The 21,176-nt window shown below is 55.5% G+C and carries 32 protein-coding genes and 1 pseudogene; 21 read left to right on the top strand and 12 right to left on the bottom strand.

The window, feature by feature from the left end; all coding sequences use genetic code 11:
• Positions 1–11 precede the first annotated feature (11 nt).
• Positions 12–1,385, bottom strand: a complete 1,374-nt coding sequence (xseA, locus tag HBM95_17000; GenBank protein ID NIH44618.1) for an exodeoxyribonuclease VII large subunit — start codon at positions 1,383–1,385, stop codon at positions 12–14.
• 158 nt (positions 1,386–1,543) lie between these two features.
• Between xseA and guaB the strand changes: the two genes are divergently transcribed.
• From guaB to HBM95_16985, 3 genes are all read left to right on the top strand, one after another.
• Entirely contained in the window at positions 1,544–3,010 is a 1,467-nt protein-coding gene (gene guaB, locus HBM95_16995) for an IMP dehydrogenase (GenBank protein NIH44617.1), read from the top strand.
• A gap of 67 nt (positions 3,011–3,077) precedes the next feature.
• The gene (gene guaA / locus HBM95_16990; GenBank protein NIH44616.1) at positions 3,078–4,655 is read left to right on the top strand and encodes a glutamine-hydrolyzing GMP synthase; all 1,578 of its coding nucleotides are present in this window, start codon (positions 3,078–3,080) and stop codon (positions 4,653–4,655) included.
• 192 nt (positions 4,656–4,847) lie between these two features.
• Positions 4,848–6,101, top strand: a complete 1,254-nt coding sequence (locus tag HBM95_16985) for a tyrosine-type recombinase/integrase (protein ID NIH44615.1) — start codon at positions 4,848–4,850, stop codon at positions 6,099–6,101.
• Between the two features lie 4 nt (positions 6,102–6,105).
• On the opposite strand, the gene HBM95_16980 is transcribed toward HBM95_16985, so the two are convergent.
• The 11 genes from HBM95_16980 to HBM95_16930 form a co-directional block, all read right to left on the bottom strand.
• Positions 6,106–6,456, bottom strand: coding sequence for a hypothetical protein (locus HBM95_16980; GenBank protein ID NIH44614.1), 351 nt, complete (start codon positions 6,454–6,456; stop codon positions 6,106–6,108).
• Positions 6,453–7,100, bottom strand: coding sequence for an adenine methylase (locus HBM95_16975; protein ID NIH44613.1), 648 nt, complete (start codon positions 7,098–7,100; stop codon positions 6,453–6,455). Before HBM95_16975 ends, HBM95_16980 begins: the two co-directional genes overlap by 4 nt.
• Complete coding sequence (locus HBM95_16970; protein ID NIH44612.1) at positions 7,097–7,579, bottom strand: class I SAM-dependent methyltransferase; 483 nt, start codon at positions 7,577–7,579, stop codon at positions 7,097–7,099. The genes HBM95_16975 and HBM95_16970 overlap by 4 nt, the downstream gene beginning before the upstream one ends.
• Entirely contained in the window at positions 7,576–7,734 is a 159-nt protein-coding gene (locus HBM95_16965) for a DUF1317 family protein (GenBank protein NIH44611.1), read from the bottom strand. The genes HBM95_16970 and HBM95_16965 overlap by 4 nt, the downstream gene beginning before the upstream one ends.
• Positions 7,727–8,023, bottom strand: coding sequence for a PerC family transcriptional regulator (locus tag HBM95_16960; GenBank protein ID NIH44610.1), 297 nt, complete (start codon positions 8,021–8,023; stop codon positions 7,727–7,729). Before HBM95_16960 ends, HBM95_16965 begins: the two co-directional genes overlap by 8 nt.
• A gap of 109 nt (positions 8,024–8,132) precedes the next feature.
• Entirely contained in the window at positions 8,133–8,381 is a 249-nt protein-coding gene (locus HBM95_16955) for an AlpA family phage regulatory protein (protein NIH44609.1), read from the bottom strand.
• A gap of 49 nt (positions 8,382–8,430) precedes the next feature.
• Positions 8,431–9,318: a recombinase RecT gene (locus tag HBM95_16950; GenBank protein NIH44608.1), complete on the bottom strand. Its 888-nt coding sequence runs from the start codon at positions 9,316–9,318 to the stop codon at positions 8,431–8,433.
• Positions 9,315–10,136: an exodeoxyribonuclease VIII gene (locus HBM95_16945; GenBank protein ID NIH44607.1), complete on the bottom strand. Its 822-nt coding sequence runs from the start codon at positions 10,134–10,136 to the stop codon at positions 9,315–9,317. Before HBM95_16945 ends, HBM95_16950 begins: the two co-directional genes overlap by 4 nt.
• A complete protein-coding gene (locus HBM95_16940; GenBank protein ID NIH44606.1) occupies positions 10,133–10,432 on the bottom strand; it encodes a hypothetical protein in 300 nt (99 codons plus the stop codon). Before HBM95_16940 ends, HBM95_16945 begins: the two co-directional genes overlap by 4 nt.
• Positions 10,429–10,578: a hypothetical protein gene (locus HBM95_16935; protein ID NIH44605.1), complete on the bottom strand. Its 150-nt coding sequence runs from the start codon at positions 10,576–10,578 to the stop codon at positions 10,429–10,431. Before HBM95_16935 ends, HBM95_16940 begins: the two co-directional genes overlap by 4 nt.
• Before the next feature lie 151 nt (positions 10,579–10,729).
• Positions 10,730–11,320: a helix-turn-helix domain-containing protein gene (locus tag HBM95_16930; protein ID NIH44604.1), complete on the bottom strand. Its 591-nt coding sequence runs from the start codon at positions 11,318–11,320 to the stop codon at positions 10,730–10,732.
• A gap of 154 nt (positions 11,321–11,474) precedes the next feature.
• Here HBM95_16930 and HBM95_16925 point away from each other — a divergent pair, with 154 nt between their 5' ends.
• The 18 genes and pseudogenes from HBM95_16925 (at position 11,475) to HBM95_16840 (ending at position 21,156) form a co-directional block, all read left to right on the top strand.
• On the top strand, positions 11,475–11,705 hold the full coding sequence (locus HBM95_16925; GenBank protein NIH44603.1) for a hypothetical protein: 231 nt from the start codon (positions 11,475–11,477) through the stop codon (positions 11,703–11,705).
• Between the two features lie 341 nt (positions 11,706–12,046).
• Entirely contained in the window at positions 12,047–13,108 is a 1,062-nt protein-coding gene (locus HBM95_16920; GenBank protein ID NIH44602.1) for a DNA cytosine methyltransferase, read from the top strand.
• A complete protein-coding gene (locus HBM95_16915) occupies positions 13,098–13,928 on the top strand; it encodes a Pyocin large subunit (GenBank protein NIH44601.1) in 831 nt (276 codons plus the stop codon). Before HBM95_16920 ends, HBM95_16915 begins: the two co-directional genes overlap by 11 nt.
• A 129-nt stretch (positions 13,929–14,057) precedes the next feature.
• Positions 14,058–14,360 carry a hypothetical protein gene (locus HBM95_16910; GenBank protein ID NIH44600.1) on the top strand — a complete coding sequence of 101 codons (303 nt, stop codon included), beginning with the start codon at positions 14,058–14,060 and terminating at the stop codon, positions 14,358–14,360.
• Positions 14,287–14,631, top strand: coding sequence for a DUF1064 domain-containing protein (locus tag HBM95_16905; protein ID NIH44599.1), 345 nt, complete (start codon positions 14,287–14,289; stop codon positions 14,629–14,631). Before HBM95_16910 ends, HBM95_16905 begins: the two co-directional genes overlap by 74 nt.
• A gap of 61 nt (positions 14,632–14,692) precedes the next feature.
• On the top strand, positions 14,693–15,139 hold the full coding sequence (locus tag HBM95_16900) for a hypothetical protein (GenBank protein NIH44598.1): 447 nt from the start codon (positions 14,693–14,695) through the stop codon (positions 15,137–15,139).
• Positions 15,136–15,327: a hypothetical protein gene (locus HBM95_16895; protein ID NIH44597.1), complete on the top strand. Its 192-nt coding sequence runs from the start codon at positions 15,136–15,138 to the stop codon at positions 15,325–15,327. The genes HBM95_16900 and HBM95_16895 overlap by 4 nt, the downstream gene beginning before the upstream one ends.
• Positions 15,324–15,761: a hypothetical protein gene (locus HBM95_16890; protein ID NIH44596.1), complete on the top strand. Its 438-nt coding sequence runs from the start codon at positions 15,324–15,326 to the stop codon at positions 15,759–15,761. The genes HBM95_16895 and HBM95_16890 overlap by 4 nt, the downstream gene beginning before the upstream one ends.
• A 1-nt stretch (position 15,762) precedes the next feature.
• Positions 15,763–15,966 (top strand): DUF863 family protein, encoded by a 204-nt coding sequence (locus HBM95_16885; protein NIH44595.1) that lies wholly within the window; start codon positions 15,763–15,765, stop codon positions 15,964–15,966.
• A 3-nt stretch (positions 15,967–15,969) separates the two neighbouring features.
• Positions 15,970–16,728 carry a DUF551 domain-containing protein gene (locus tag HBM95_16880; GenBank protein ID NIH44594.1) on the top strand — a complete coding sequence of 253 codons (759 nt, stop codon included), beginning with the start codon at positions 15,970–15,972 and terminating at the stop codon, positions 16,726–16,728.
• Positions 16,725–17,000: a hypothetical protein gene (locus tag HBM95_16875; protein ID NIH44593.1), complete on the top strand. Its 276-nt coding sequence runs from the start codon at positions 16,725–16,727 to the stop codon at positions 16,998–17,000. Before HBM95_16880 ends, HBM95_16875 begins: the two co-directional genes overlap by 4 nt.
• Positions 16,993–17,178: pseudogene (locus tag HBM95_16870) on the top strand (hypothetical protein). The gene HBM95_16875 and the pseudogene HBM95_16870 overlap by 8 nt, the downstream one beginning before the upstream one ends.
• Positions 17,179–17,356: 178 nt before the next feature.
• Positions 17,357–17,596, top strand: a complete 240-nt coding sequence (locus HBM95_16865; GenBank protein ID NIH44592.1) for a DUF2767 family protein — start codon at positions 17,357–17,359, stop codon at positions 17,594–17,596.
• A gap of 67 nt (positions 17,597–17,663) precedes the next feature.
• Positions 17,664–17,870, top strand: coding sequence for a hypothetical protein (locus HBM95_16860; protein ID NIH44591.1), 207 nt, complete (start codon positions 17,664–17,666; stop codon positions 17,868–17,870).
• Positions 17,871–18,249: 379 nt separating this feature from the next.
• Complete coding sequence (locus HBM95_16855) at positions 18,250–18,588, top strand: hypothetical protein (protein NIH44590.1); 339 nt, start codon at positions 18,250–18,252, stop codon at positions 18,586–18,588.
• A 77-nt stretch (positions 18,589–18,665) separates the two neighbouring features.
• Positions 18,666–18,995: a hypothetical protein gene (locus tag HBM95_16850; GenBank protein NIH44589.1), complete on the top strand. Its 330-nt coding sequence runs from the start codon at positions 18,666–18,668 to the stop codon at positions 18,993–18,995.
• Between the two features lie 56 nt (positions 18,996–19,051).
• The gene (locus HBM95_16845; GenBank protein ID NIH44588.1) at positions 19,052–19,684 is read left to right on the top strand and encodes a terminase small subunit; all 633 of its coding nucleotides are present in this window, start codon (positions 19,052–19,054) and stop codon (positions 19,682–19,684) included.
• Entirely contained in the window at positions 19,681–21,156 is a 1,476-nt protein-coding gene (locus HBM95_16840) for a terminase (GenBank protein NIH44587.1), read from the top strand. The genes HBM95_16845 and HBM95_16840 overlap by 4 nt, the downstream gene beginning before the upstream one ends.
• The last annotated feature ends 20 nt before the right edge of the window (positions 21,157–21,176 follow it).

The following is a 21,176-nucleotide window of genomic DNA, read 5'->3' as shown; positions in this document are numbered from 1 at the left end:
CCGGCGAAGAATTATCCGGTTTTGCGCTGACGCGTCTTTTTCACCGGTTTAATTGATTTCACTTCGCTTTCTACCCAGCCGTCAGACAGCCGGGTGGTAAGAACATCACCGGTATTCACCTGTTTTGCTTGCTTCAGCACTTTGCCGTTCGCTGCCGTCGTCACGCTATAGCCGCGCGCCAGCGTGGAGAGGGGGCTCACGGCTTCCAGATGGGTCACCGCGTTGCCAAAACGTTCGCGGGTGGTGCTCAGACGCGCCCGGAGAGTTTCCGCCAGACGATACTCCAGCTGCTGAATGCGCGTTTGCGCGCGATAAATTTTCGGCTGCGGATTCTGCTGGTTCAGGCGCTGCGTCACGCGCTGCTGGCGCGCTACCGCGCGCTTGAGCTGCGCGTCCACCGCAACGTTCATGCGCTGACGCAGGCGCTCCAGCACGGTCTGCTGACGCGCCAGACGCAGCTGCGGGTGCTGCTGCTGAAGACGATGATGAAGCTGAGTAAAGCGGCGGGTACGGTTGGCAAGGAAGTAGTCCATCGCCATCTCAAGACGCTGCTGGCCGTTCTGAATCTGGCGCAGCAGCTCCAGCTGGTTACGGCTCACCACTTCCGCCGCCGCGGACGGCGTAGGCGCGCGCAGATCCGCGACAAAATCGGCAATCGTCACGTCTGTTTCGTGCCCGACGGCGCTCACCACGGGGATAACGCTTGCAAAGATTGCCCGCGCCACGCGCTCGTCGTTAAAGCTCCACAAATCCTCCAGCGAGCCGCCGCCGCGCCCGACGATTAAGACGTCGCACTCCTGACGGGCGTTCGCCAGCTCAATGGCGCGAACTATCTGTCCTGGCGCATCGTCACCCTGAACGGCGGTGGGGTAGATGATGACGGGCAGGGAAGGGTCGCGACGCTTCAGCACGTGCAAAATATCGTGCAGTGCCGCACCGGTTTTCGAGGTAATCACCCCCACGCAGTGGGCAGGCGAGGGCAGCGGCTTTTTGAACTGCTGGTCGAACAATCCTTCGACAGAGAGCCTGGCTTTTAACTGTTCATACTTCTGCTGCAGCAGACCTTCGCCCGCAGGCTGCATGCTCTCGACGATAATTTGATAATCACCGCGCGGCTCATAGAGGGTGATATTGGCGCGCACCAGAACCTGCTGGCCGTGCTGAGGGCGGAACGTGACGCGGCGGTTGCTGTTGCGGAACATCGCGCAGCGCACCTGGGCGGTATCGTCTTTTAGCGTAAAGTACCAGTGGCCGGAGGACGGCTGCGTGAAGTTAGAGATCTCACCGCTGATCCAGACCTGCCCCATTTCCTGCTCAAGCAGCAAACGCACCGTCTGATTAAGGCGGCTAACGGTATAAATTGAGGGGGATTGAGAGGATAACATGTGAGCGGGATCAAATTCTAAATCAGCAAGTTATTCAGTCGATAGTAACCTGCTGAGAGGCAATCGCAAGCTTTTTTATAAAAAAGTGTAGATGCAATCGGTTACGCTCTGTATAATGCCACGGCAATATTTAACCACCCAGGTCAGAGATATTGCCCATGCTACGTATCGCTAAAGAAGCACTGACGTTTGACGACGTCCTCCTCGTTCCCGCTCATTCCACCGTTCTGCCGAATACTGCCGACCTCAGCACGCAGTTGACGAAAACCATTCGTCTGAACATTCCTATGCTCTCCGCGGCAATGGACACCGTGACGGAAGCGCGCCTGGCAATCGCCCTGGCACAGGAAGGCGGCATTGGCTTTATCCATAAAAACATGTCTATCGAGCGTCAGGCGGAAGAAGTTCGCCGCGTGAAGAAGCATGAATCCGGCATCGTGTCTGACCCACAGACCGTTCTGCCAACCACCACCCTGCACGAAGTGAAAGCCCTGACCGAACGTAACGGCTTCGCCGGTTACCCGGTAGTGACCGAAGACAACGAACTGGTGGGCATTATCACCGGTCGTGACGTGCGCTTCGTGACTGACCTGAACCAGCCTGTCAGCGTGTACATGACGCCAAAAGAGCGTCTGGTGACCGTGCGCGAAGGCGAAACCCGCGACGTGGTGCTGGCGAAAATGCACGAAAAACGCGTTGAGAAAGCGCTGGTGGTGGATGCGAACTTCCACCTGCGCGGCATGATCACCGTTAAAGATTTCCAGAAAGCAGAGCGTAAACCTAACGCCTGTAAAGACGAGCATGGCCGTCTGCGCGTTGGCGCTGCGGTTGGCGCGGGTGCCGGTAACGAAGAGCGCGTTGACGCGCTGGTGGCGGCGGGCGTTGACGTCCTGCTGATCGACTCCTCTCACGGCCACTCCGAAGGCGTTCTGCAACGTATTCGTGATACCCGTGCCAAATACCCTGACCTGCAGATCATTGGCGGCAACGTGGCAACAGGCGCAGGCGCTCGCGCGCTGGCTGACGCTGGCTGCAGCGCGGTGAAAGTGGGTATCGGCCCTGGCTCCATCTGTACCACACGTATTGTGACCGGCGTGGGCGTTCCACAGATCACCGCCGTGTCTGACGCGGTTGAAGCGCTGGAAGGCACCGGTATTCCGGTTATCGCTGACGGCGGTATCCGCTTCTCTGGCGACATCGCCAAAGCGATCGCCGCAGGCGCCGCTGCCGTGATGGTGGGCTCCATGCTGGCCGGTACCGAAGAATCCCCGGGTGAAATCGAACTCTACCAGGGCCGTTCTTACAAATCTTACCGCGGGATGGGCTCCCTGGGCGCGATGTCCAAAGGTTCTTCTGACCGTTACTTCCAGACCGATAACGCCGCTGACAAACTGGTACCGGAAGGTATCGAAGGTCGCGTTGCCTATAAAGGCCGTTTGAAAGAGATCATTCACCAGCAGATGGGCGGCCTGCGCTCCTGTATGGGGCTGACCGGCTGTGGTACCATTGACCTGCTGCGTACCAAAGCGGAATTCGTACGCATCAGCGGTGCGGGTATCCAGGAGAGCCACGTTCACGACGTGACGATCACCAAAGAGTCCCCGAACTACCGTCTGGGCTCCTGATAAGTTTCCGCGCCCGGCTTCTGCCGGGCGCTCTGTTTTTGTTTCACTTGCCTCGGAATTAGCGTCAATGACGGAAAACATTCATAAACATCGCATTCTCATCCTGGACTTCGGTTCTCAGTACACTCAGCTGGTGGCGCGTCGCGTACGTGAACTGGGCGTTTACTGTGAGCTGTGGGCGTGGGATGTCACGGAAGCACAGATTCGCGAATTCAATCCAAGCGGCATCATCCTGTCCGGCGGCCCGGAAAGTACCACCGAAGAGAACAGCCCGCGCGCGCCACAGTACGTGTTCGAAGCTGGCGTGCCGGTATTCGGCGTCTGCTACGGCATGCAGACCATGGCCATGCAGCTGGGCGGCCACGTAGAAGGCTCCAGCGAGCGCGAGTTCGGCTATGCACAGGTTGAAGTGGTTAACGACAGCGCGCTGGTGCGCGGTATCGAAGACTCCCTGACCGCAGACGGCAAACCGCTGCTGGACGTGTGGATGAGCCACGGCGACAAAGTTACCGCCATCCCGTCTGACTTCGTGACCGTTGCCAGCACCGAAAGCTGCCCGTTCGCCATCATGGCGAACGAAGAAAAACGCTTCTACGGCGTACAGTTCCACCCGGAAGTGACTCACACCCGTCAGGGTATGCGCATGCTGGAGCGCTTCGTGCGTGACATCTGCCAGTGTGAAGCCCTGTGGACCCCGGCAAAAATCATCGACGATGCCGTTGAGCGTATCCGCCAGCAGGTTGGCGATGACAAAGTGATCCTCGGTCTCTCCGGCGGCGTGGACTCCTCCGTGACCGCGATGCTGCTGCACCGCGCCATCGGTAAAAACCTGACTTGCGTCTTCGTGGACAACGGTCTGCTGCGTCTCAACGAAGCTAAGCAGGTTATGGACATGTTCGGCGACCACTTCGGTCTGAACATCGTTCACGTGGAAGGCGAGCAGCGCTTCCTGGACGCGCTGAAAGGCGAGAACGATCCGGAAGCGAAACGTAAGATCATCGGTCGCGTGTTCGTTGAAGTGTTCGACGAAGAAGCGCTGAAGCTGGACGACGTGAAGTGGCTGGCGCAGGGTACTATCTACCCTGACGTGATCGAGTCTGCCGCATCCGCCACCGGTAAAGCACACGTCATCAAATCTCACCACAACGTGGGCGGGCTGCCGAAAGAGATGAAGATGGGCCTGGTTGAGCCGCTGCGCGAGCTGTTCAAAGACGAAGTGCGCAAGATCGGTCTGGAACTGGGTCTGCCGTATGACATGCTCTACCGTCACCCGTTCCCGGGCCCGGGTCTGGGCGTGCGCGTGCTGGGTGAAGTGAAGAAAGAGTACTGCGACCTGCTGCGTCGCGCGGACGCGATCTTCATCGAAGAGCTGCACAAAGCTGACCTGTACAACAAAGTGAGCCAGGCGTTCACCGTGTTCCTGCCGGTTCGCTCCGTCGGCGTAATGGGCGATGGCCGTAAGTACGACTGGGTTGTTTCCCTGCGTGCGGTGGAAACCATTGACTTCATGACCGCGCACTGGGCGCACTTGCCGTATGACTTCTTAGGCCGCGTGTCTAACAGAATAATTAATGAAGTCAATGGCATATCGCGGGTCGTATATGACATCAGCGGTAAGCCACCGGCTACGATTGAATGGGAATGATGTATAGCTAGTTCATAGCACATCATATCTATTCAGTTTCATCTCTAACCCTCTGTAATCGAAGAGGGTTTTTGTTTATATCTACTCATATCTATTCACTCTACACCACTTTTTTCGACGGTACAGGTGACGGTATTACCCGAAAGGTATACTCTCATACCGACAAAAATATGGATGCTTTATGGGTGAATTGTGCTTACCGATACCAAACTGAAAAACCTCAAGCCTCAGGAGAAACTGTACAAGGTTTCCGACCGTGACGGGCTGTATGTCGCCGTGCTCACGTCAGGCTCTGTCTCGTTCCGCTATGACTACCGAATTAACGGCCGCCGGGAAACGCTGGTTATCGGCCAGTACGGTCGTGACGGTATCAGCCTTGCCGAAGCGCGCGAGGAACTTATTGCCGCCAAAAAGTTGCTGATGGCAGGCCAGTCGCCTGCTGCGGCGAAACGTGACGGTATCAGGCAAATTGCCGGGGCAGAAACATTCGCGGTATATACCGACGCCTACATGAAATACGTCACCCTGGCCGACAGCACTCGCGCCATGAAACAGGCGGTGATTGAGCGTGATATCCTCCCGGCGCTCGGCAACAAGATGATGACTGAGATAACCACCAGAGTGGTGCGCGACCTGTGCGATCGCATCGTAGAACGTGGCGGCCGGGCGACTGCGATCCAGGTCAGGGAGATAATCAGCAGCGTGTACCGGTACGCCAACGACCGCGGTCACGGTTTGTTCAATCCGGCTGCCGACATTAAGCCATCATCCATTGCCATGTTTAAGCCGCGCGAGCGCACGTTGTCGCCTGAGGAGATCGGCATTTTCTTCCGCGCGCTGGATGACATCGGCGCGATGGGCACCATGAAGATGGCTCTCAAGCTGGTACTGCTGACGCTTGTGCGAAAAAGCGAATTCACCTACGCGACGTGGGCAGAGATCGATTTCAGGAACTGGACATGGACGATCCCCGCTGACCGAATGAAGGCCAGGCGGGCGCATGTGATTTATCTGCCGAAGCAGGCGCAGGATTTGCTGGTGGGATTGCAGATGTGCGCTGGTGGCAGTGAATACCTAGTGCCCGGGCGCTACAACTTCCGCAAGCCATTATCGAATGCCGCGCTGAACTCCCTTATCGACCGGACCGTGGAGACAATAAACAAAGACGGTGAGAAGATACATGACTTCACCGTGCATGACCTGCGCCGGACGGCAAGCACGCTGCTGCACGAAGCGGATTATCCTTCAGACTGGATCGAGAAGGCGCAGGCGCATGAGCAGAAGGGCGTGCGCGCGGTGTACAACAAAGCGGAGTATGCCCGGCAGCGCGCCTATATGTTGCAGCAGTGGGCGGATATGGTTGATGCCTGGATTAACGGGGAGCACACCGATCTGGTGCCGTTCTCCCCGTCGAAGTTTGAGAGGTGGATGGAAGGAAAGGATTAGGCCGTTATTCAATCTTAACGCCCGGGATGTCACCTGCGGCCATAGCATCGTAAATTGCTGCAGCTGTCTTGCTGGCATCCCTTACCAATAAGCAAGCTGCATCGATGGCGCTTATCGCTGCATCGCGCTTCTTGTCCGCTTCTGAGCGGATAGGGCGGAAAGAGCCAGCCTTTTGCACGCCAACGCAATCAAGTCCATTGTAAGCCTGGCTATTGGAAAGCCACGTAAAGGCAATACCTTCAGACTTGATTAGCTCAATGCGTACTGGCTTCCATCCATCAAATTTAGTTTCATACTCACACTCACAACCCACCGGAGGTAATCCCTCGCCATCCCATGCTGTAATATTTTTCATGCTGCACGCTCCCGGCCATGGTTGTCTGTTGGTGATAGCGGAGTATTACTTAATGCCCGCGTCATCCCGGCAATATCCAGCGCGTAGCCAGGGTGCAGTTGCACCGCCGGGCCTTCGCACTGGTTTCCCCAAACGTCGAAGCCATGCGATGACTGGCGGGCGAAAAGCTCAATGCGCGGCACATCGCCCAGCAACTGCACCAGCTTTTCCCGGATTACGTCCGGCTTACGAGAGTTCTCCAGGCGTGGCGCCGTGACGTGCTGGCAGATTGAGGCGTCCATACGCTCCGGGAGTTTTCCGCGCACCGCGAAAAGGCAGTCTTCACTGTTCGCCCGGGTCATGTGGCCCATGCCGATCGCGCTGTTGCCTTTGTGCTTGTTCGTCTTGTGCCAGGTGAATCCCTTCATGGTCATCAGTTTGAAACCCCACGCTTCGACAACCTTCAGCGCTTCAACCGGCTGCGTCGGCACCCACCACATCGCCAGCAGGCAATCTTCGGCGGCCAGGTCCCACACCGGCAGGCGGCAGATATCCAGCACGTTCATGACCGGGTATTTGAACCCGGCGCCGCGGTTGCCGTCTGCTGCCTTGTCACGGTAAACCCAAGGCGGGTCAGCGTAGATAAGAGTGTATTTCCCGGTCACTTTTCATCTCCTTTCACGAAAATTACCCAGTGTGTTTTGTCAGATTTTCCGGTGCGCTGCCAGATGACAGGCTTCTCGTCGGTAAGCGCCAGGATATTGCTTACCGGGATCTGCGTTTCGTTCCATTTGAAGATGAGCACACCGTGTGGCCACAACACCCTGAACGCTTCGGCGAAACCTGCGCGCAAATCATCTCGCCATGTTTCTTTGTTGAGCCGCCCGTACTTTTTACCCATCCACGCGTTATCGCCGACGCGCTCGAGGTGAGGGGGATCAAATACGACGACAGGGAAAGTGTTATCGGTAAAGGGAAGGGCGCGGAAATCAGCAATAATGTCCGGGCTGATAACAAGTTGGCGACCGTCGCAAAGCTCGTGCTGTTCGGCGCGGATGTCACTAAACACCGCGCGCTCATCCTGTTTATCGAACCAGAACATGCGCGACCCGCAGCACATGTCTAAAATCGTTGCGTCAGTCATGCCGCCACCTTCTTGCTGTTCATCAGCTCAGCCAGGCGCTGAGCCTTCAATGGGTTTCTGATAACGTCGCCGCTTGGTGCTAACCATCCGCGGCGAATGATGGAATAGGGCAGCGTGACACTGCCCACGGTGATGCCGTCGTGCGGGTTAGTCATACACCACCCCGCGACATCCGATCCCGCTGTAGTCCAGGTGCGGGGTGCGGTTCCCTTTGGTGATGCACTGCTGGCGGCGCACCGCGATACGGGCGCGCTCAACTTCACCAACAGCCGCATCCAGGCACTGGAGCCAGAGGCGGGCCGCGATGCGATAATGACCCAGGCGCTCGCGAGCAATGGCCCGGCTTTCGATCTCCATCGCTTCCGGCGTAACCGCCACCACTCTTTCAACACGGCGCTGCGACACATAATCTTCGTGATAGCGCTCAAGCTTCGTCTTTTTCATCTGATCCAGACCTCTCAACTGATTACCGCCGCCAGCCACATCAGGTAGGCGACCACGGCCAGACACAGGTAAACGTCTGACCATCTGCCGATATGCTTTTTCAGCGCCGTCATGCTGCTGCACTCACCGGGCGATACACGCGGCGGTCAACCGGCGGCTTTTTTCCGGTGAACGTCGCCGGGCTTGCCGCCTTACGTTTATCCAGCCATGCTTCAACTTCGCTCTGGTCCCACGCGCAGCGGCGATCGGTGATCCAGAAACGGGACGGGAATTCGCCAGCCTGCTCCAGGCGGTCAATCGTGCTCCATGACAGTGGCACCACCGCCAGGAGTTCCTTCTTACCAAATGCACCTTTCATAAATACCTCTCTTGGTTGCAGGTGTGGCGCCGTGGCGCCACGGTGGTGATTACATAGGGACTTCGTTCAGCTCATCGCGGCGGATGCTGTATACATCGGTAGCCTTATCAAGCAGATCCTGATTTGCTGATAAACGCTTGGCCACGGCTGTATAAGCTGAATCAAGTTCTTCAACGGTGACTGCACCGCCTGCATAAGCAGAAAAATCAGAGAGCAATTTTTCAGGGCTGCGGTCGTCTTTTTTACGGCCAGCATCATGCTCTTCCTGCTTTTGCTCAGGCTTGGAGTTAATCAGCTTGTTCATGCCTGATGCGGTGGCTGGCGCAGGAGTGATATCGCGCTCAACGCGCGGTGCCGTCTCCTGCAATTCGTCAGGGGTGTACACGCCAAGCAGGACGTCAGGTGCATTCAGGCGAGCCCAGCGCTTAACGCACAGGTATGCGAGCTGCTGGCGAGGATCCTGCTCCCAGAGAGGGGAGTTACGCACACCGGCCTGGGCCATGCTGATCGTCAGTTCGCGTGGCTCTGATTCCCCTTTGAGGGTTGCCCACACTGTTACGGTCAGGTTCGGCGATTTGTCGGTTTTCCCGTTTACTTTTGACCAGTCACCATCCCAGCGATAATTAAGGCGGGTGGCCAGCAGATTGGAAGAAGATACAACCGCGTTAACCAGTTGCGCTTCGTAGCCCAGGGTGCCGTTGACGACGTGAGTTTTCTGCGCAACGGCGAACGGGTTCATTCCCCACTGCGCCGCCTGCATGGTCACGGCCAGGCAGTCAGCAGGCTTTCCTGCCAGGTGCGCCGGAACGGTGGCCTTACTGTCAGCCATCAGGGTTGCGAAACGCACCAGGCGGTCCATACCCTCAGGGCTGAAGATTGCCGCGGCGGTACCGACGGTAGCGCCAGGCTGCGATGTGATTGCGATGTCGTTGCTCATACGTACATATCCTGTTTGCGTGCCCACTCAGGGCGTTTAATAATTTCAAATCCACCCCAGTCGCCTGACTCGCGGCACTGGTGGTAGGTATTCAGATCCCGGCGGAACAGTGCATGCCCGGCGTCTACATCCGGCGCATCCAGTTCGAACACGCGTACCGGGTAACGTCCGCAGTCGATGGTTTCGCTCACCGCCAGGAAGAAGAAACCGTGTGGCTCTCCGGTGGTCTGCTGCGCACCTTCGCGGTACATGGCGTCCTGAACGTGGTACCGGAATTCCTCTACGTGGCGGGCGAAGCGTTCCATGTCTGCAACCTTCTTCACGTCCAACAGCACCGGGTGATACTTCAGGCGCTTGTCCGGGCGGATACGGCATAGTTCGCCAGTCTCCGGATCCGTCCAGTAATGCGATGCTTCGCAGAAACCTTCCGCCTCAAGAAGCCAGCGCGCCGCCGGGTGAGCCATCGTGCTGTCGCGCATCAGTTGAAGTTGGCGATCCTGTTCAGCTTCCATCACTATTTTTCCGCATCCTTCGCAGTCTTTTAGGAAGGCAGCTTCGTCAGCCTTTCCTTTATTCGTCCTGCGGTTGAACTGCGGCGCCACGATGAAGCGCTTTTCGAATTCTTCCGGCTCCAGAAGAAGGCAGTGCAGGGCGGTTCCCATGTCCAGCGCCTTGAGTTTTTCGGTGTCGACCGGAGCGGATTTCTGCCACTGCAACAGGGCCGGGCTCAGAGCAACCATATCGAGCTGAGACTTACTCACGCCGTCGCCGGCGTGGTAGTCCTCGTTGCTGATGTCGAAATAGATGCCAGGTTTCATGCCGCGCTCCTCGCCGTGTCCAACTGGTCAGCCAAATCCCACTTCGCGATGATGCTGGTCATCGCGGCCTGGTACGCTGCGAGAGCCTCTTCGAATTCCGGATTCATCATTAGCTCTTCCAGAATCTCCTTGCGCACGCCTTTGCGCTCCAGCGCATAGAAAGGTTCCTGCAGCTGGTGATGCTTAATGGCGTCGATCAGCTCTACCTGGCGCTCGTAGTGCAGCTGGCTCAGTTGGTAGTCGCTGTCGATGCTGGTCATGATTTTTTTCAGGTTATTAATCTGCTGGATGTTCACTTGCTCACCCCCATATCCATTTCAGTTTTTACTGCCATCTTGGTGACAAATGCCCAGTTGATGGCCTCATGCAGAGTGCGGCACTTGGTGCTCATCAGCCCGCACGCCGTAACGCAGTACCAACCGTTGATGATTTTCCACTGCATAATTCGTTACCTCAGTGTTACCGTTGAGGTAATAATTATCCTTATGTGGTTTGATGTCAATAGGTATGATTATAAAAAATTACCCGTAAGGTAATCCTTAGGGCAATAAAAAAGCCGCTCAATGGCGGCTTAGTGTCTGAAATGTATGGTTTTACTCTTGCGCTTTACCGTTATGAACAATCACAAAATCGACGTAGCTCTCGATCTTGCTTTTCTCGCTCTCAGGTAACAACGCGTAGCGTGCCCGGTCGTAATGGATGGTCGCCGGGTCGCGGGGATGGATGAGCAGCTCATAGCCGCGGCGGCCAAACGCGCTGGCGATGGACTCCAGGGTGGAGATAGAAACGCTGACTTCATTGTTCAGCATGCGCTGGATTGTAGCCTGGGCAACGCCGGACGCTTTCGACACCTTTCCTTGAGATGACAGGTCGCGGTTGTTCTGCATCCACGCTTCAAGGTTATGTGCCGCCAGCTGCCCGATGTCGGAAGGAGTGATCTCCTCATGGGGGATGGCAACAGCAGATAATGAGTGGTCGACATCCAGCCAGTTCGACGGCTTGTTCGCTGCCTTCTCAATCTTGCGCGCCACCGTGTCGCCGACAACCTTCTGCCCGCGGGCCCAGCGGTTCACCAGGTTTGCCTGAGTTCCCAGTTTTTCCGCCAGACGAGTCTGCACCCCGTTAAAGTCACGGTCGATGATATCGTTAATATTCTGCCTGCGGATATCCTGAATACTTTTCATGCTCTGGTGAATCGCCTCATATATGAATTAGTTAGTGTGCCAATTAAAAGCGAATTTACCCCACAGGTAAATGCACCTCACAGGTAACAAGCCTTGATTTTTATTACCTTCTGGGTGAATATTTGTTATCTGAAATTAATATCAGGCAATAGCTATGAGCGAGAACGAAAAATTCGACTTCAAAAAACACTGGTTGCAACTCACTCCTGATGAGCGAAATGCCTTTGCTGACGAGGCCGGAACGACCAGCCACTACATCCAGACGCATCTGACAGGCCGCCGGAAAATGCCCGGTAAGACATTGATGAATGGGCTGTTTAAGGCATGCAAACAACGCGGGTGGGTCAGAACAAAGCCGGAACTGGCTATCTTCTTCTACGAATAAAACCTCCTCCAGAACCCATCAGGCCGCCTTATGGCGGTCTTTTCATATCTATTCAGTCCTCTCAGGTAATAATGATCCAAATATGGTTGATCTTTTTTCGGCCATCGCACAAAATTACCGATATCCATAACCAAACATGAGGCCGTTTTCGTGAAAATTGTCACCAGAATGGAGGCCGCCAAGGCTGGCCTGAACAGATTCTACACCGGCAAAGCCTGCCGGAATGGTCATAATGCGGAACGCTACGTACTGAACGGCACCTGCGTTGAGTGCGCACTTCAGAGCGCAAGCCGTCACCGCAGCGAGTTCTCATCCGCTCTTAAATCCGCAAGGGGTGAAGCATGAAACCCGCAGCGTATTACAACGAAATCGACCCATTTGCAGCGCAGTGGCTGCGTAACCTGATCGCCGGTGGTCATATCGCCCCGGGCGAAGTTGATGAAAGGAGTATTGAAGATGTCACACCTGACGACCTCAGAGGATTTACCCAGTGCCACTTTTTCGCCGGGATCGGCGTCTGGTCCCATTCCCTCCGCCTCGCCGGATGGCCTGACGATCGTCAGGTCTGGACTGGCTCCTGCCCGTGCCAGCCTTTCAGCGCGGCAGGCAAAGGAGATGGGTTTGCTGACGAGCGGCACCTTTGGCCCCACTTCTTCCACCTCATCAGCGAGCGCAGACCTGAGCATGTCTTTGGCGAACAGGTTGCAAGCGGTAACGCAAACACATGGTTCGACCTTGTACAAGCTGACCTGGAAGGAATGGAATACGCCTTCGGGCTTGTGCCGTTTCCGGCAGCGGGCGTCGGTGCTCCGCACATCAGAGAGCGGGCCTACTGGGTGGCCCACGCCGGTAGCGAATACGAATCCGCAGCCGGAAACGAAACGGGGATTACAGCACGTCTCCGGAGCTGCTCGACTGACAGGCTGGCAAACCCCGGTGGCGAACGACTCAACCGGGTCGACTCATTGCTACAGTGGGAAGAATCAGAACGGGCAACCAAAAGTGTGCTTGAAGCTGCCGGGCACAGCGTTACTGGCGGGATGGGTTACGCCGACAACTCGCGACTGGAAGGACACATCAGGGATGACAGCGCAGAGAGAAGGGAAAGAGCGACTGGATCAGTTACCGCGCCAGGCTTACACAGCAGGCCCCTTGAGGTTAACGGTTTTTGGCGAGATGCGGACTGGGTCTTTTGTCGAGATGGGCAATGGCGTCCAGTTGAACCCGGCACATTCCCGCTGGTTGCAAGGTTTGCCAAAAGCCTGGGACACGGAAAGTCCTCATTACGAGCAATGGCTGGACGCAACCGCACAGGCAGACTTAAGGGCTACGGTAACGCCATAAACGCACAGGCTGCGGCTGAATTTATCCGGGCCTATATGGGGGTTAGCTATGGCCGGTGACTGGATCAAGATGCGTGCCGACCTGCACACGCACCCTAAAGTTGTCCGCATGGCGTCCGCATTGAAAGCGGACAGATTGCGGATAGTTGGCGGACTACATTCCGCATGGTGTCTTTTCGATGTCCACTCCGTTGACGGTTTGCTTGACGGATACAGCGCGGACACACTAGACGACCTGATCGGCTTCCCTGGATTTTCACGGGCAATGATGGCCGTCGGATGGCTCGAAGAAAATGGCGAAAGCCTAGTAATGCCGCGCTTTGAAGCCCATAACGGGCAGTCTGCAAAGCGTCGAGCACAGGACGCTGACAGGAAGAGAAATGTCCGCAAAGCGTCCGCATCAGAAGCGGACAAAAAGCGGACCAGAGAAGAGAAGAGAAGAGAAGATATAAAAGATAAACCCCACATAGGGAGCGAGCAAAATTCACCTGTGGATAACTCTGCTGGTGGCGGTGAACCAGATCCGGATGTGAACAACGCGATTCTGAATGGCTACGTTGCTCCAGGTGGAATGGGTGAGTTTGGGAAATTCCAGATGCACGACGATTGGAATCCGGATCCGCAGTTCATCAGGCGAGCTTCTCAATGGGGAATAAACCTGAAGACGGAGATCACGCCGTTCGAGCTTGCAGACTTCATCACGTTCTGGAAAGCGGAGGGGAAGGCATTCCACCACGACCAGTGGCAACAGAAGCTGGCGAGAAGCGTGCAGCAGTCCAGGGCAAGGCCGGTGGCCCAGCAGCAGCGAAGGGACATCAACGACGTGCCGGAGCCGGATAAGGCCATACCGCAGGGATTCAGGGGATATCAGGCCACATAGCAGCACAGGCGCGGCAGCGCATTTTTTTACGCCTGCATAATTACCTTGCAGGTAACAAAATATGCGCATAGCTATTGATTTTAACTCTAATGTGGATTTAAATTACCTCATAGGTAATCGGAGGCTGAAATGCACCCAATTGAGTTTATCGAAAAGAATATCCGCACCTACCTGCTGAATGAAGGCTTCTCACAATCAGTGGCGCAGGGGGGGGCAAACGCGGCGATAGATTTTTACCGCCGTTCATCGCAGCCATCGGTTAAGAGCAAGGGCATTTTTGAAGACTGCCTGCGCGAGGCAAAGCTTTACGCAAAATACAGCGGAGATGCACCAGAAAAATCCACCAAGGGGAAAGGCAATGCGAAAAAGTCTTCAGGCTCTGGGAAGGTTAAAAGCCGGGCAAATGAACAAAACCGAGGAGGCCTACTGTAGGCATCTGGAGCTGCGTAAGCATGCCGGAGAGGTGGCCTGGTACCGGTTCGAAGGAATCAAGCTGCGACTGGCTGACAACACGTTCTACACGCCTGACTTCGCAGTGATGCTCACCAACGGCGAGATAGAGCTGCACGAAGTGAAAGGTTTCTGGACCGACGACGCCAGGGTGAAAACCAAGGTCGCCGCCGACATGTACCCGTTCACGTTCAGAGCGCTAAAGCCAATACCAAAAAGCAAAGGTGGTGGCTGGAACTGCGAAACGTTCTGAATCGACGATCCTTTTTGATATCAACGTAATCAATAACTTATACGGGTAAGCGGGGGTAAAGATGAAACCGAGTTATGAAGAGCTTGAAGCAAGATGCGCGGCGCTGGCTGCGGAGAATGCGGGGCTGAAGACGCACGGAGAGGCTCTGGCAGTCGACAATGCAGCATTGCGTGAAGTAGTTGAACGCATGATCAACCAATTTGCAATGAGCGGTATCTCTCCAGAGGAGAGGTCAATAAACCCAGCAAAATCACTCATGTTTGATGCTAAATCAGCGTTGTTTATGCCAGCGACCGACGCTTTCCTGGCTGAAGTGCGAGCGCAGGGTGTGGATGCGGCAATCGCAACAGCAAAAAACGTGGTGGCTCAAGAGTTTCAGTACAAGGACTTCGAGACAGCGCAGCGTGTTTGCAGCAAATTCCCGGAGTCTGACCTGGTTGGCAAGGTTGAAATGGTTGAGTGGCTGGAAGACTTCGCCGCCCTGCTTCGCAAAGGAGTGCAGTCATGAGCGCTAAAAAAGCAGGATGGGCCAGACCTGTCAACGCCAATAAGCATCACTACTTCTCTGAAGATGAAGTCACAAGCATCTGTGGTCGCTGGATGTACTTCGGCCATGACAGAGAGCCCGATACGTTCGAAAGCCCTGACGATTGTGCAGCATGCCGCCGCAAGCTTAAGAAGGAGGCCGCCCAATGAGCAACATCGACAAACAGGCGCTGACAGACGAAGCAATCAGTAAGGCCTTTGCTGGTACAAATTTTGGCAGAGATGACTTTAAAAATATTCTGGCCGAAACGGTTATTGATGCTGCTGCGGGTTGGCGTTGCGGCTACACAGCAACAACTATCTGTACCCAGCTTGGGCTTTTGACACCGAAGGGTTGCGCGTCCGCGCTTGGTTTGAGGTTTATCAGTGAGCACGTTCAGCGCGAAACAAAGCGCCTGAAGGATGAGCTGGAAGCCGCAGAGAAGCGGATTGCTGAACTGGAGGAGTTAGGGCGAGGAGTGAAGCAGTTCTCAGAGTTCCAGATTTGCCATTACGGTGCCACTGAGGACTATGCGAAGGGCTATATCGACTGCCAGAACAATTACAACAAAGTGCTGTTCGCCGCAGCCGGTAAAGGAGAGTGAAATGGCTAAGGCACTTAAAAAATTTACCGTCGTTTTAAATACTGACCGCGGTTACTTCGATCTCCAAGTTAAAGCAAAAGATTACATCGATGCGAAAAAAGTCGCTAAGGACAATTTCAGTCATGGCGAATGCGACGATGAAGACTGGAATGCGTCGGCGGCGGTTGTCATTGTCGGATGGCCTGAAATTTGGATGGGAGACTAACCCATGAGCACTATTACCAAAGAATGGCTGAAGCAGGCTATCAACGATTATGAAAGCGTTCATGATGAGCTTCCTTTCGGGCTTGATGATTATCAGGGGAAAATCCTGGCGGCTATGCGTATCGCGCTGGCATCGCTCGAAGCGGAGGCTGTTGGCGAGGTTGTTCTCGGCGAGTATGACGATTGCGGATGCCACCCGGATGCAAGGGTGGTGTGCATAGCCGCTGATGGTCAGGCTGACTGGGAGAATTTCAAGGATGGAACTCGCTTGTACACCGCCCAGCCAGCGCCGGTATCTGTGAAGATTCCACCGGAGAAGCCTCACACTGATGGTCCGTTAGCTGATGGCTGGAACGCCTGCCGCGCCGCCATGCTTCAGGGTGCCGAACCTGTAACGACGGCTTACAAGTTGCCATTCGAGCAGTGGCTTTCACAGCAAGGCGAAAGGATAGAAATAGATTGTGGCTGCGTAAGCGTTGAAGTGTTTATGCATTGGTTGCGCATGGCTTATGGGGATGGCAACTCTCCGGTGATTACTGGTGGTTGGGTGGCTTGCAGTGAGCGGATGCCGACGCCAAACCAATATGTTCTGGTCTGCAACGGAGTGTGGGTTGGCATGGGTATGCATAACAACTCAGAACACCTGGAAGATGATGAACGCTGGCAGGATGAGCGGCATGAGTTTATCGACCTTCTTCACCATCCTGTCACCCACTGGATGCCACTGCCAGCAGCACCGCAGCAGCAGGAGGGGGAGGTATGAAGCACCTTACCGTAGACATCGAAAGCTTATCCTATGCCGAATGCAACGGAGAATCAGGTATAGATACACGACATTTTGATAAGGTTTGCCGAGAGTTAGGTATTACCTATAAGCACATAATGGGAGTCGCTATGACAGGTAAGGTCTACCTGTATGATGTCAATATCCCTGATGGATTAACTTTACCGAAATACTGGAGCTACGGGATTGATTCCTTTATTTTGGCTCAATACTTCGGTGACGCACCGCAGCAGGAGGCTAAAAATGTCTAAATTGAAGACAGGCAATGTTTATATCGAAATATCTCACAATCAGGCTGGAGGCCTTTCACTCTGCGTAGGCAATGACGATGGTGGGTATCGTATCTCCGGTGCCAAGGTCGGCGGCTGTGAAACTCTGAAGTGCTTTGAGGTTAATGCCGAGGAGTTAATCGCGCAGATTCGTGAGCACGCGAAAAAGGCAGCCGCAGAGCCTGAGTATATCGACGAAATCGCTATTCAGGCAGGAATTGACCCAGCCGTTGCTGATGCTTACATGCAGGGATATCACGACGCTGAAGCGCGGAGAGATGTGCAGCAGGCTGCAAAATGATGTGATATAAAACCCCTTCATAGAGGAGGGGTTGCTTATGTCAGAATATGAGAAGCTGTCAGAAGACCTGTATCGGGAAGCGTGCCGCATTGTTGGTGAGTGCTGCTTGATGCTTGCCAGCAATGATGCGGAAACAAACAGGGACAAGCTGGTCCACGAGTTAAAACGGCTTCACTGGGAAATCATGAAGCGCACTGATGAATCAAACCTGCCGATTTTGCTTGCCATCGAAAGGCTTGCTACCAGCGAGGGCTGGAAGAAGCCATACCTTGGATGATGCCTAACCCATTCTACATAGTGATATGGGCTCTGCTTTGCATGGGCGTGATTTACGGGTGGCTGCCATGGTGAGCAAACTCAAACAGCGGCGCGTGCGCCGCCTTAAAGCCGACGTGGCCTGGTGGCGCGAGGAGGCGGAATACGGTAATCGCCGCATTCTCGAACTGGCCGGTGAAATCGACAGGCTCAAAAAGTTGGTCATCCGCGTGCCGATGCCGGTGGTGGTGCCCGAGTCAGTGGCCGATGAACTGAAACTGAGAGAGGTGGTGTGATGGATAAGTGTCAGGGTATTTTTGGAAAATTGTTCGGGCACTCATATCGCCCAGCTATCACCAGGGGGGCGCCTACTGCGAATCTTGGCGCAATGGAGGGAAGTAGCAGCGCAGTAATCGAAGTGATCAACATCACCAGGCCAGAGACGTATCACGGTATTTATTGCAAGCGCTGCGGGAAGGTGATCAATGGTTAACGTAACCCAGGAATCACTGGCCGCCCGCATCGAGGAACTTGAGTCATCTCCTCGCTCGCTAAAAGAAGATTACCAGTTGCGCGCATTCAGAACCTTGCTCTGCTACATGCGGGATTGTCCACATACTTACGGCCGCATTTACACCACCAACTGCTGTGCAATGTGCGGGGAGAAACTAAGCAATGGCTAAGACCGCAGCAGAACGCAAAGCAGCGCAGCGCGCCCGTCAGGCTGAAGCCGGTGAGCGCAAGCTGGAGCTGGTGCTCGACGAGCAGGAAATGGAGATGCTGGCGCGCAACTGCGCGGAGCGTCGCCCGGGACGCGACCCATACGAACTGAGCGAGTACATTGCTCTGCTGATCCGCCAGGATGATGCCCGGGTGCGTGGCCGCATCAAAGCCATCAGTGCCAACCAGTGCGGAAAGTGCGGCGACAGCCTGCCGGTGAAGTCCTGCCCGTGCGCCGGTGATTCGGCTTGCTGGGTGACGCAGGGCTGGCACGAAACGAAACTTGCAGTGTGACATGTCACGGCGTATTGACTAAACCCTCACATGATTATACTGTTTAAATGTACAGTATTTTTATGTGAGGTTCCATCATGGGCTTTCCATCTCCGGCAAAAGACTACGCAGAAGCAGCTCTAACCATCACCAGCCTGTGTGGCTACGACGGCAACTGTCGCACCATCGAGACGTCAGCGGGCTACGCAATCATCAACGTTTCCCACAAACCACATCCGGGTGACACCGTGCTGATTTCCTATTGCGGCCGCACGGAGTTCGCCATTGTGCAGGGCAAGGCGCTGATCACTCCTGAAGGTGAAGCGCTCGAAGGCGAGGCGCTGGACGATACGACAGTGCACGGCGTGGTGACCCACTTCCTGAATCGTGTTGGCCGTCAGGACGACGAACCGATACCAGTCATGTAACATCTGCGCGGGCGTGATAGTATTACCTACATGGTAATAAAATTACTCAGGTGGTAATGATGACCGCGACACCAAAACCGCATAAGCGCAAATCGACGCAATTTGAGCCTCTCAGCGTTCTGAAGGAAGCATATTGCCAGGAATACATCAAATGCCCGGAGAATCAGACTCAGGCTGCGATTAATGCCGGGTATTCTCCCAATACGGCGGCTAAGTTTGCCAGCCAGAATATGCGCGATGAACGCGTCCAGAAACGAATAGCTGAACTGATGGAGGAACGCAACAAGCGCATGCGCGTCAGCGCTGATTACGTCCTCATGCGCCTGGTGGAAATCGACCAGATGGATGTGCTGGATATCCTGAACGACGACGGCGGGATGAAGCCGATCGCTGAGTGGCCTAAGGTATGGCGCACCTCTCTCAGCGCGATGGATATCGCTACTATCAAGACGACTCAGGCCTCTCTGCAAAAAGAGAATGGCGAGGCGGATCTGTCTGTTGAGGATGTCGAGCATATCCTGAAGAAGGTGAAGTGGCCGGACAAGGTTAAGAACCTCGAGCTGATTGGTAAGCACGTCGACGTCAACGCGTTCAAAGAGCGGCTGGAGGTTTCCGGCACCGTCACCATCGCCGACCGCATGGCAGCCGCGCGACGCCGCGTCAAAGAGCAGGCTGGTGGTGAAGAATGACAGCCGCAGCCATGTCTCCGGAAGAGCAGCTCGTCGAGGATATCGCCTCGTTCACGCACGACCCGCTGGGCTATGCGCTGTATGCGTTCCCGTGGGGAGAGGAGGGGACAGAGCTGGCGCACGCCACAGGGCCGCGTAAATGGCAGGCTGATGGGTTCCGGGAAATACGCGATCACCTGCAAAACCCTTCCACTCGTTATCAGCCAATCATGATTGCCCGCGCATCCGGCCACGGCATCGGCAAATCGGCGTTCATCTCGATGCTCATCAACTGGGGCATGTCCACCTGCGAGGACTGCAAGGTGGTGGTGACCGCCAACACCGACAACCAGCTGCGCACCAAGACCTGGCCGGAAATTATCAAATGGTCGAACCTGGCTATCACGAAAGAGTGGTTCACCTGCACCGCCACGGCGATGTACAGCAACGATCCGGGCCACGACAAACGCTGGCGCGCTGACGCTATACCGTGGTCTGAGCACAACACCGAGGCGTTCGCCGGCCTGCACAACGAGCGTAAGCGCATCATCGTGGTATTCGACGAAGCGTCCAATATTGCCGATCTGGTGTGGGAGGTTGCCGAGGGTGCGCTGACGGACGAAGACACGGAAATCATCTGGGTGGCGTTCGGGAACCCGACGCGTAACACCGGGCGTTTCCGCGAATGCTTCCGCAAGTACAAGCACCGCTGGAAGTGCGCACAGATTGACAGCCGCACCGTCGAAGGAACCAACAAGCAGCAGCTCCAGAAATGGGTGGATGACTACGGCGAGGACAGCGACTTCGTGAAGGTCCGTGTGAGGGGGATCTTCCCTGACGCGTCAGAACTGCAGTTTATCCCGACCGGCCTGACCGACGAGGCAATGAAGCGCGTAGTGACCGCTGCGCAGGTGGCGCACGCTCCGGTTATTATCGGCGTCGACCCGGCGTATTCTGGCGTGGATGACGCGGTGATATACCTGCGGCAGGGGCTGCACAGCAAAGTGCTCTGGACCGGCAACAAGACCACCGACGATCTGATTATGGCGAAGCGCATCGCTGACTTTGAGGATCAGTACCAGGCTGACGCGGTGTTTATCGACTTTGGCTACGGCACCGGGCTTAAGTCCATCGGTGACGGCTGGGGCCGGACGTGGCAGCTAATCCCGTTCGGTGGCGGCTCTACCGACCCACAGATGCTCAACAAGCGCGGCGAGATGTTCAACAGCTGCAAAACTTGGCTGAAACTTGGCGGCGCGCTGGACGATCAGGAGACTGCCGATGACCTGTCTGCGGCAGAGTACAAAGTCAGGGTTGACGGCAAGATCGTCATTGAGCCGAAGGAAGATATCAAAGAGCGTTTAGGCCGCTCGCCTGGCAAGGGTGACGCGCTGCTGCTGACGTTTGCTTTCCCGGTTACGAAACGGCTACGCATTCCTGGGCAGGAGAGCCAGCAGGGCAAGGCCGTGACTGAATATGACCCGTGGAAATAACAAAGCCCGCACGCCGGCGG

The organism is Enterobacter asburiae (assembly GCA_011754535.1).
Lineage (GTDB): Bacteria > Pseudomonadota > Gammaproteobacteria > Enterobacterales > Enterobacteriaceae > Enterobacter > Enterobacter cloacae_N.
This window is presented reverse-complemented; position numbering and strand designations above follow the sequence as displayed.

Coding starts and splice junctions, on each gene's coding strand:
- HBM95_16920 (NIH44602.1), top strand. CDS start 12,047: ATGAAACCCGCAGCGTATTACAACGAAATCGACCCATTTGCAGCGCAG.
- HBM95_16855 (NIH44590.1), top strand. CDS start 18,250: ATGGCTAAGACCGCAGCAGAACGCAAAGCAGCGCAGCGCGCCCGTCAG.
- HBM95_16910 (NIH44600.1), top strand. CDS start 14,058: ATGCACCCAATTGAGTTTATCGAAAAGAATATCCGCACCTACCTGCTG.
- HBM95_16900 (NIH44598.1), top strand. CDS start 14,693: ATGAAACCGAGTTATGAAGAGCTTGAAGCAAGATGCGCGGCGCTGGCT.
- xseA (NIH44618.1), bottom strand. CDS start 1,385: ATGTTATCCTCTCAATCCCCCTCAATTTATACCGTTAGCCGCCTTAAT.
- HBM95_16895 (NIH44597.1), top strand. CDS start 15,136: ATGAGCGCTAAAAAAGCAGGATGGGCCAGACCTGTCAACGCCAATAAG.
- HBM95_16965 (NIH44611.1), bottom strand. CDS start 7,734: ATGACTAACCCGCACGACGGCATCACCGTGGGCAGTGTCACGCTGCCC.
- HBM95_16960 (NIH44610.1), bottom strand. CDS start 8,023: ATGAAAAAGACGAAGCTTGAGCGCTATCACGAAGATTATGTGTCGCAG.
- guaA (NIH44616.1), top strand. CDS start 3,078: ATGACGGAAAACATTCATAAACATCGCATTCTCATCCTGGACTTCGGT.
- HBM95_16860 (NIH44591.1), top strand. CDS start 17,664: ATGGTGAGCAAACTCAAACAGCGGCGCGTGCGCCGCCTTAAAGCCGAC.
- HBM95_16970 (NIH44612.1), bottom strand. CDS start 7,579: ATGACTGACGCAACGATTTTAGACATGTGCTGCGGGTCGCGCATGTTC.
- guaB (NIH44617.1), top strand. CDS start 1,544: ATGCTACGTATCGCTAAAGAAGCACTGACGTTTGACGACGTCCTCCTC.
- HBM95_16950 (NIH44608.1), bottom strand. CDS start 9,318: ATGAGCAACGACATCGCAATCACATCGCAGCCTGGCGCTACCGTCGGT.
- HBM95_16915 (NIH44601.1), top strand. CDS start 13,098: ATGGCCGGTGACTGGATCAAGATGCGTGCCGACCTGCACACGCACCCT.
- HBM95_16840 (NIH44587.1), top strand. CDS start 19,681: ATGACAGCCGCAGCCATGTCTCCGGAAGAGCAGCTCGTCGAGGATATC.
- HBM95_16890 (NIH44596.1), top strand. CDS start 15,324: ATGAGCAACATCGACAAACAGGCGCTGACAGACGAAGCAATCAGTAAG.
- HBM95_16845 (NIH44588.1), top strand. CDS start 19,052: ATGATGACCGCGACACCAAAACCGCATAAGCGCAAATCGACGCAATTT.
- HBM95_16865 (NIH44592.1), top strand. CDS start 17,357: ATGTCAGAATATGAGAAGCTGTCAGAAGACCTGTATCGGGAAGCGTGC.
- HBM95_16905 (NIH44599.1), top strand. CDS start 14,287: ATGCGAAAAAGTCTTCAGGCTCTGGGAAGGTTAAAAGCCGGGCAAATG.
- HBM95_16850 (NIH44589.1), top strand. CDS start 18,666: ATGGGCTTTCCATCTCCGGCAAAAGACTACGCAGAAGCAGCTCTAACC.
- HBM95_16925 (NIH44603.1), top strand. CDS start 11,475: ATGAGCGAGAACGAAAAATTCGACTTCAAAAAACACTGGTTGCAACTC.
- HBM95_16980 (NIH44614.1), bottom strand. CDS start 6,456: ATGAAAAATATTACAGCATGGGATGGCGAGGGATTACCTCCGGTGGGT.
- HBM95_16880 (NIH44594.1), top strand. CDS start 15,970: ATGAGCACTATTACCAAAGAATGGCTGAAGCAGGCTATCAACGATTAT.
- HBM95_16945 (NIH44607.1), bottom strand. CDS start 10,136: ATGAAACCTGGCATCTATTTCGACATCAGCAACGAGGACTACCACGCC.
- HBM95_16935 (NIH44605.1), bottom strand. CDS start 10,578: ATGCAGTGGAAAATCATCAACGGTTGGTACTGCGTTACGGCGTGCGGG.
- HBM95_16930 (NIH44604.1), bottom strand. CDS start 11,320: ATGAAAAGTATTCAGGATATCCGCAGGCAGAATATTAACGATATCATC.
- HBM95_16875 (NIH44593.1), top strand. CDS start 16,725: ATGAAGCACCTTACCGTAGACATCGAAAGCTTATCCTATGCCGAATGC.
- HBM95_16885 (NIH44595.1), top strand. CDS start 15,763: ATGGCTAAGGCACTTAAAAAATTTACCGTCGTTTTAAATACTGACCGC.
- HBM95_16955 (NIH44609.1), bottom strand. CDS start 8,381: ATGAAAGGTGCATTTGGTAAGAAGGAACTCCTGGCGGTGGTGCCACTG.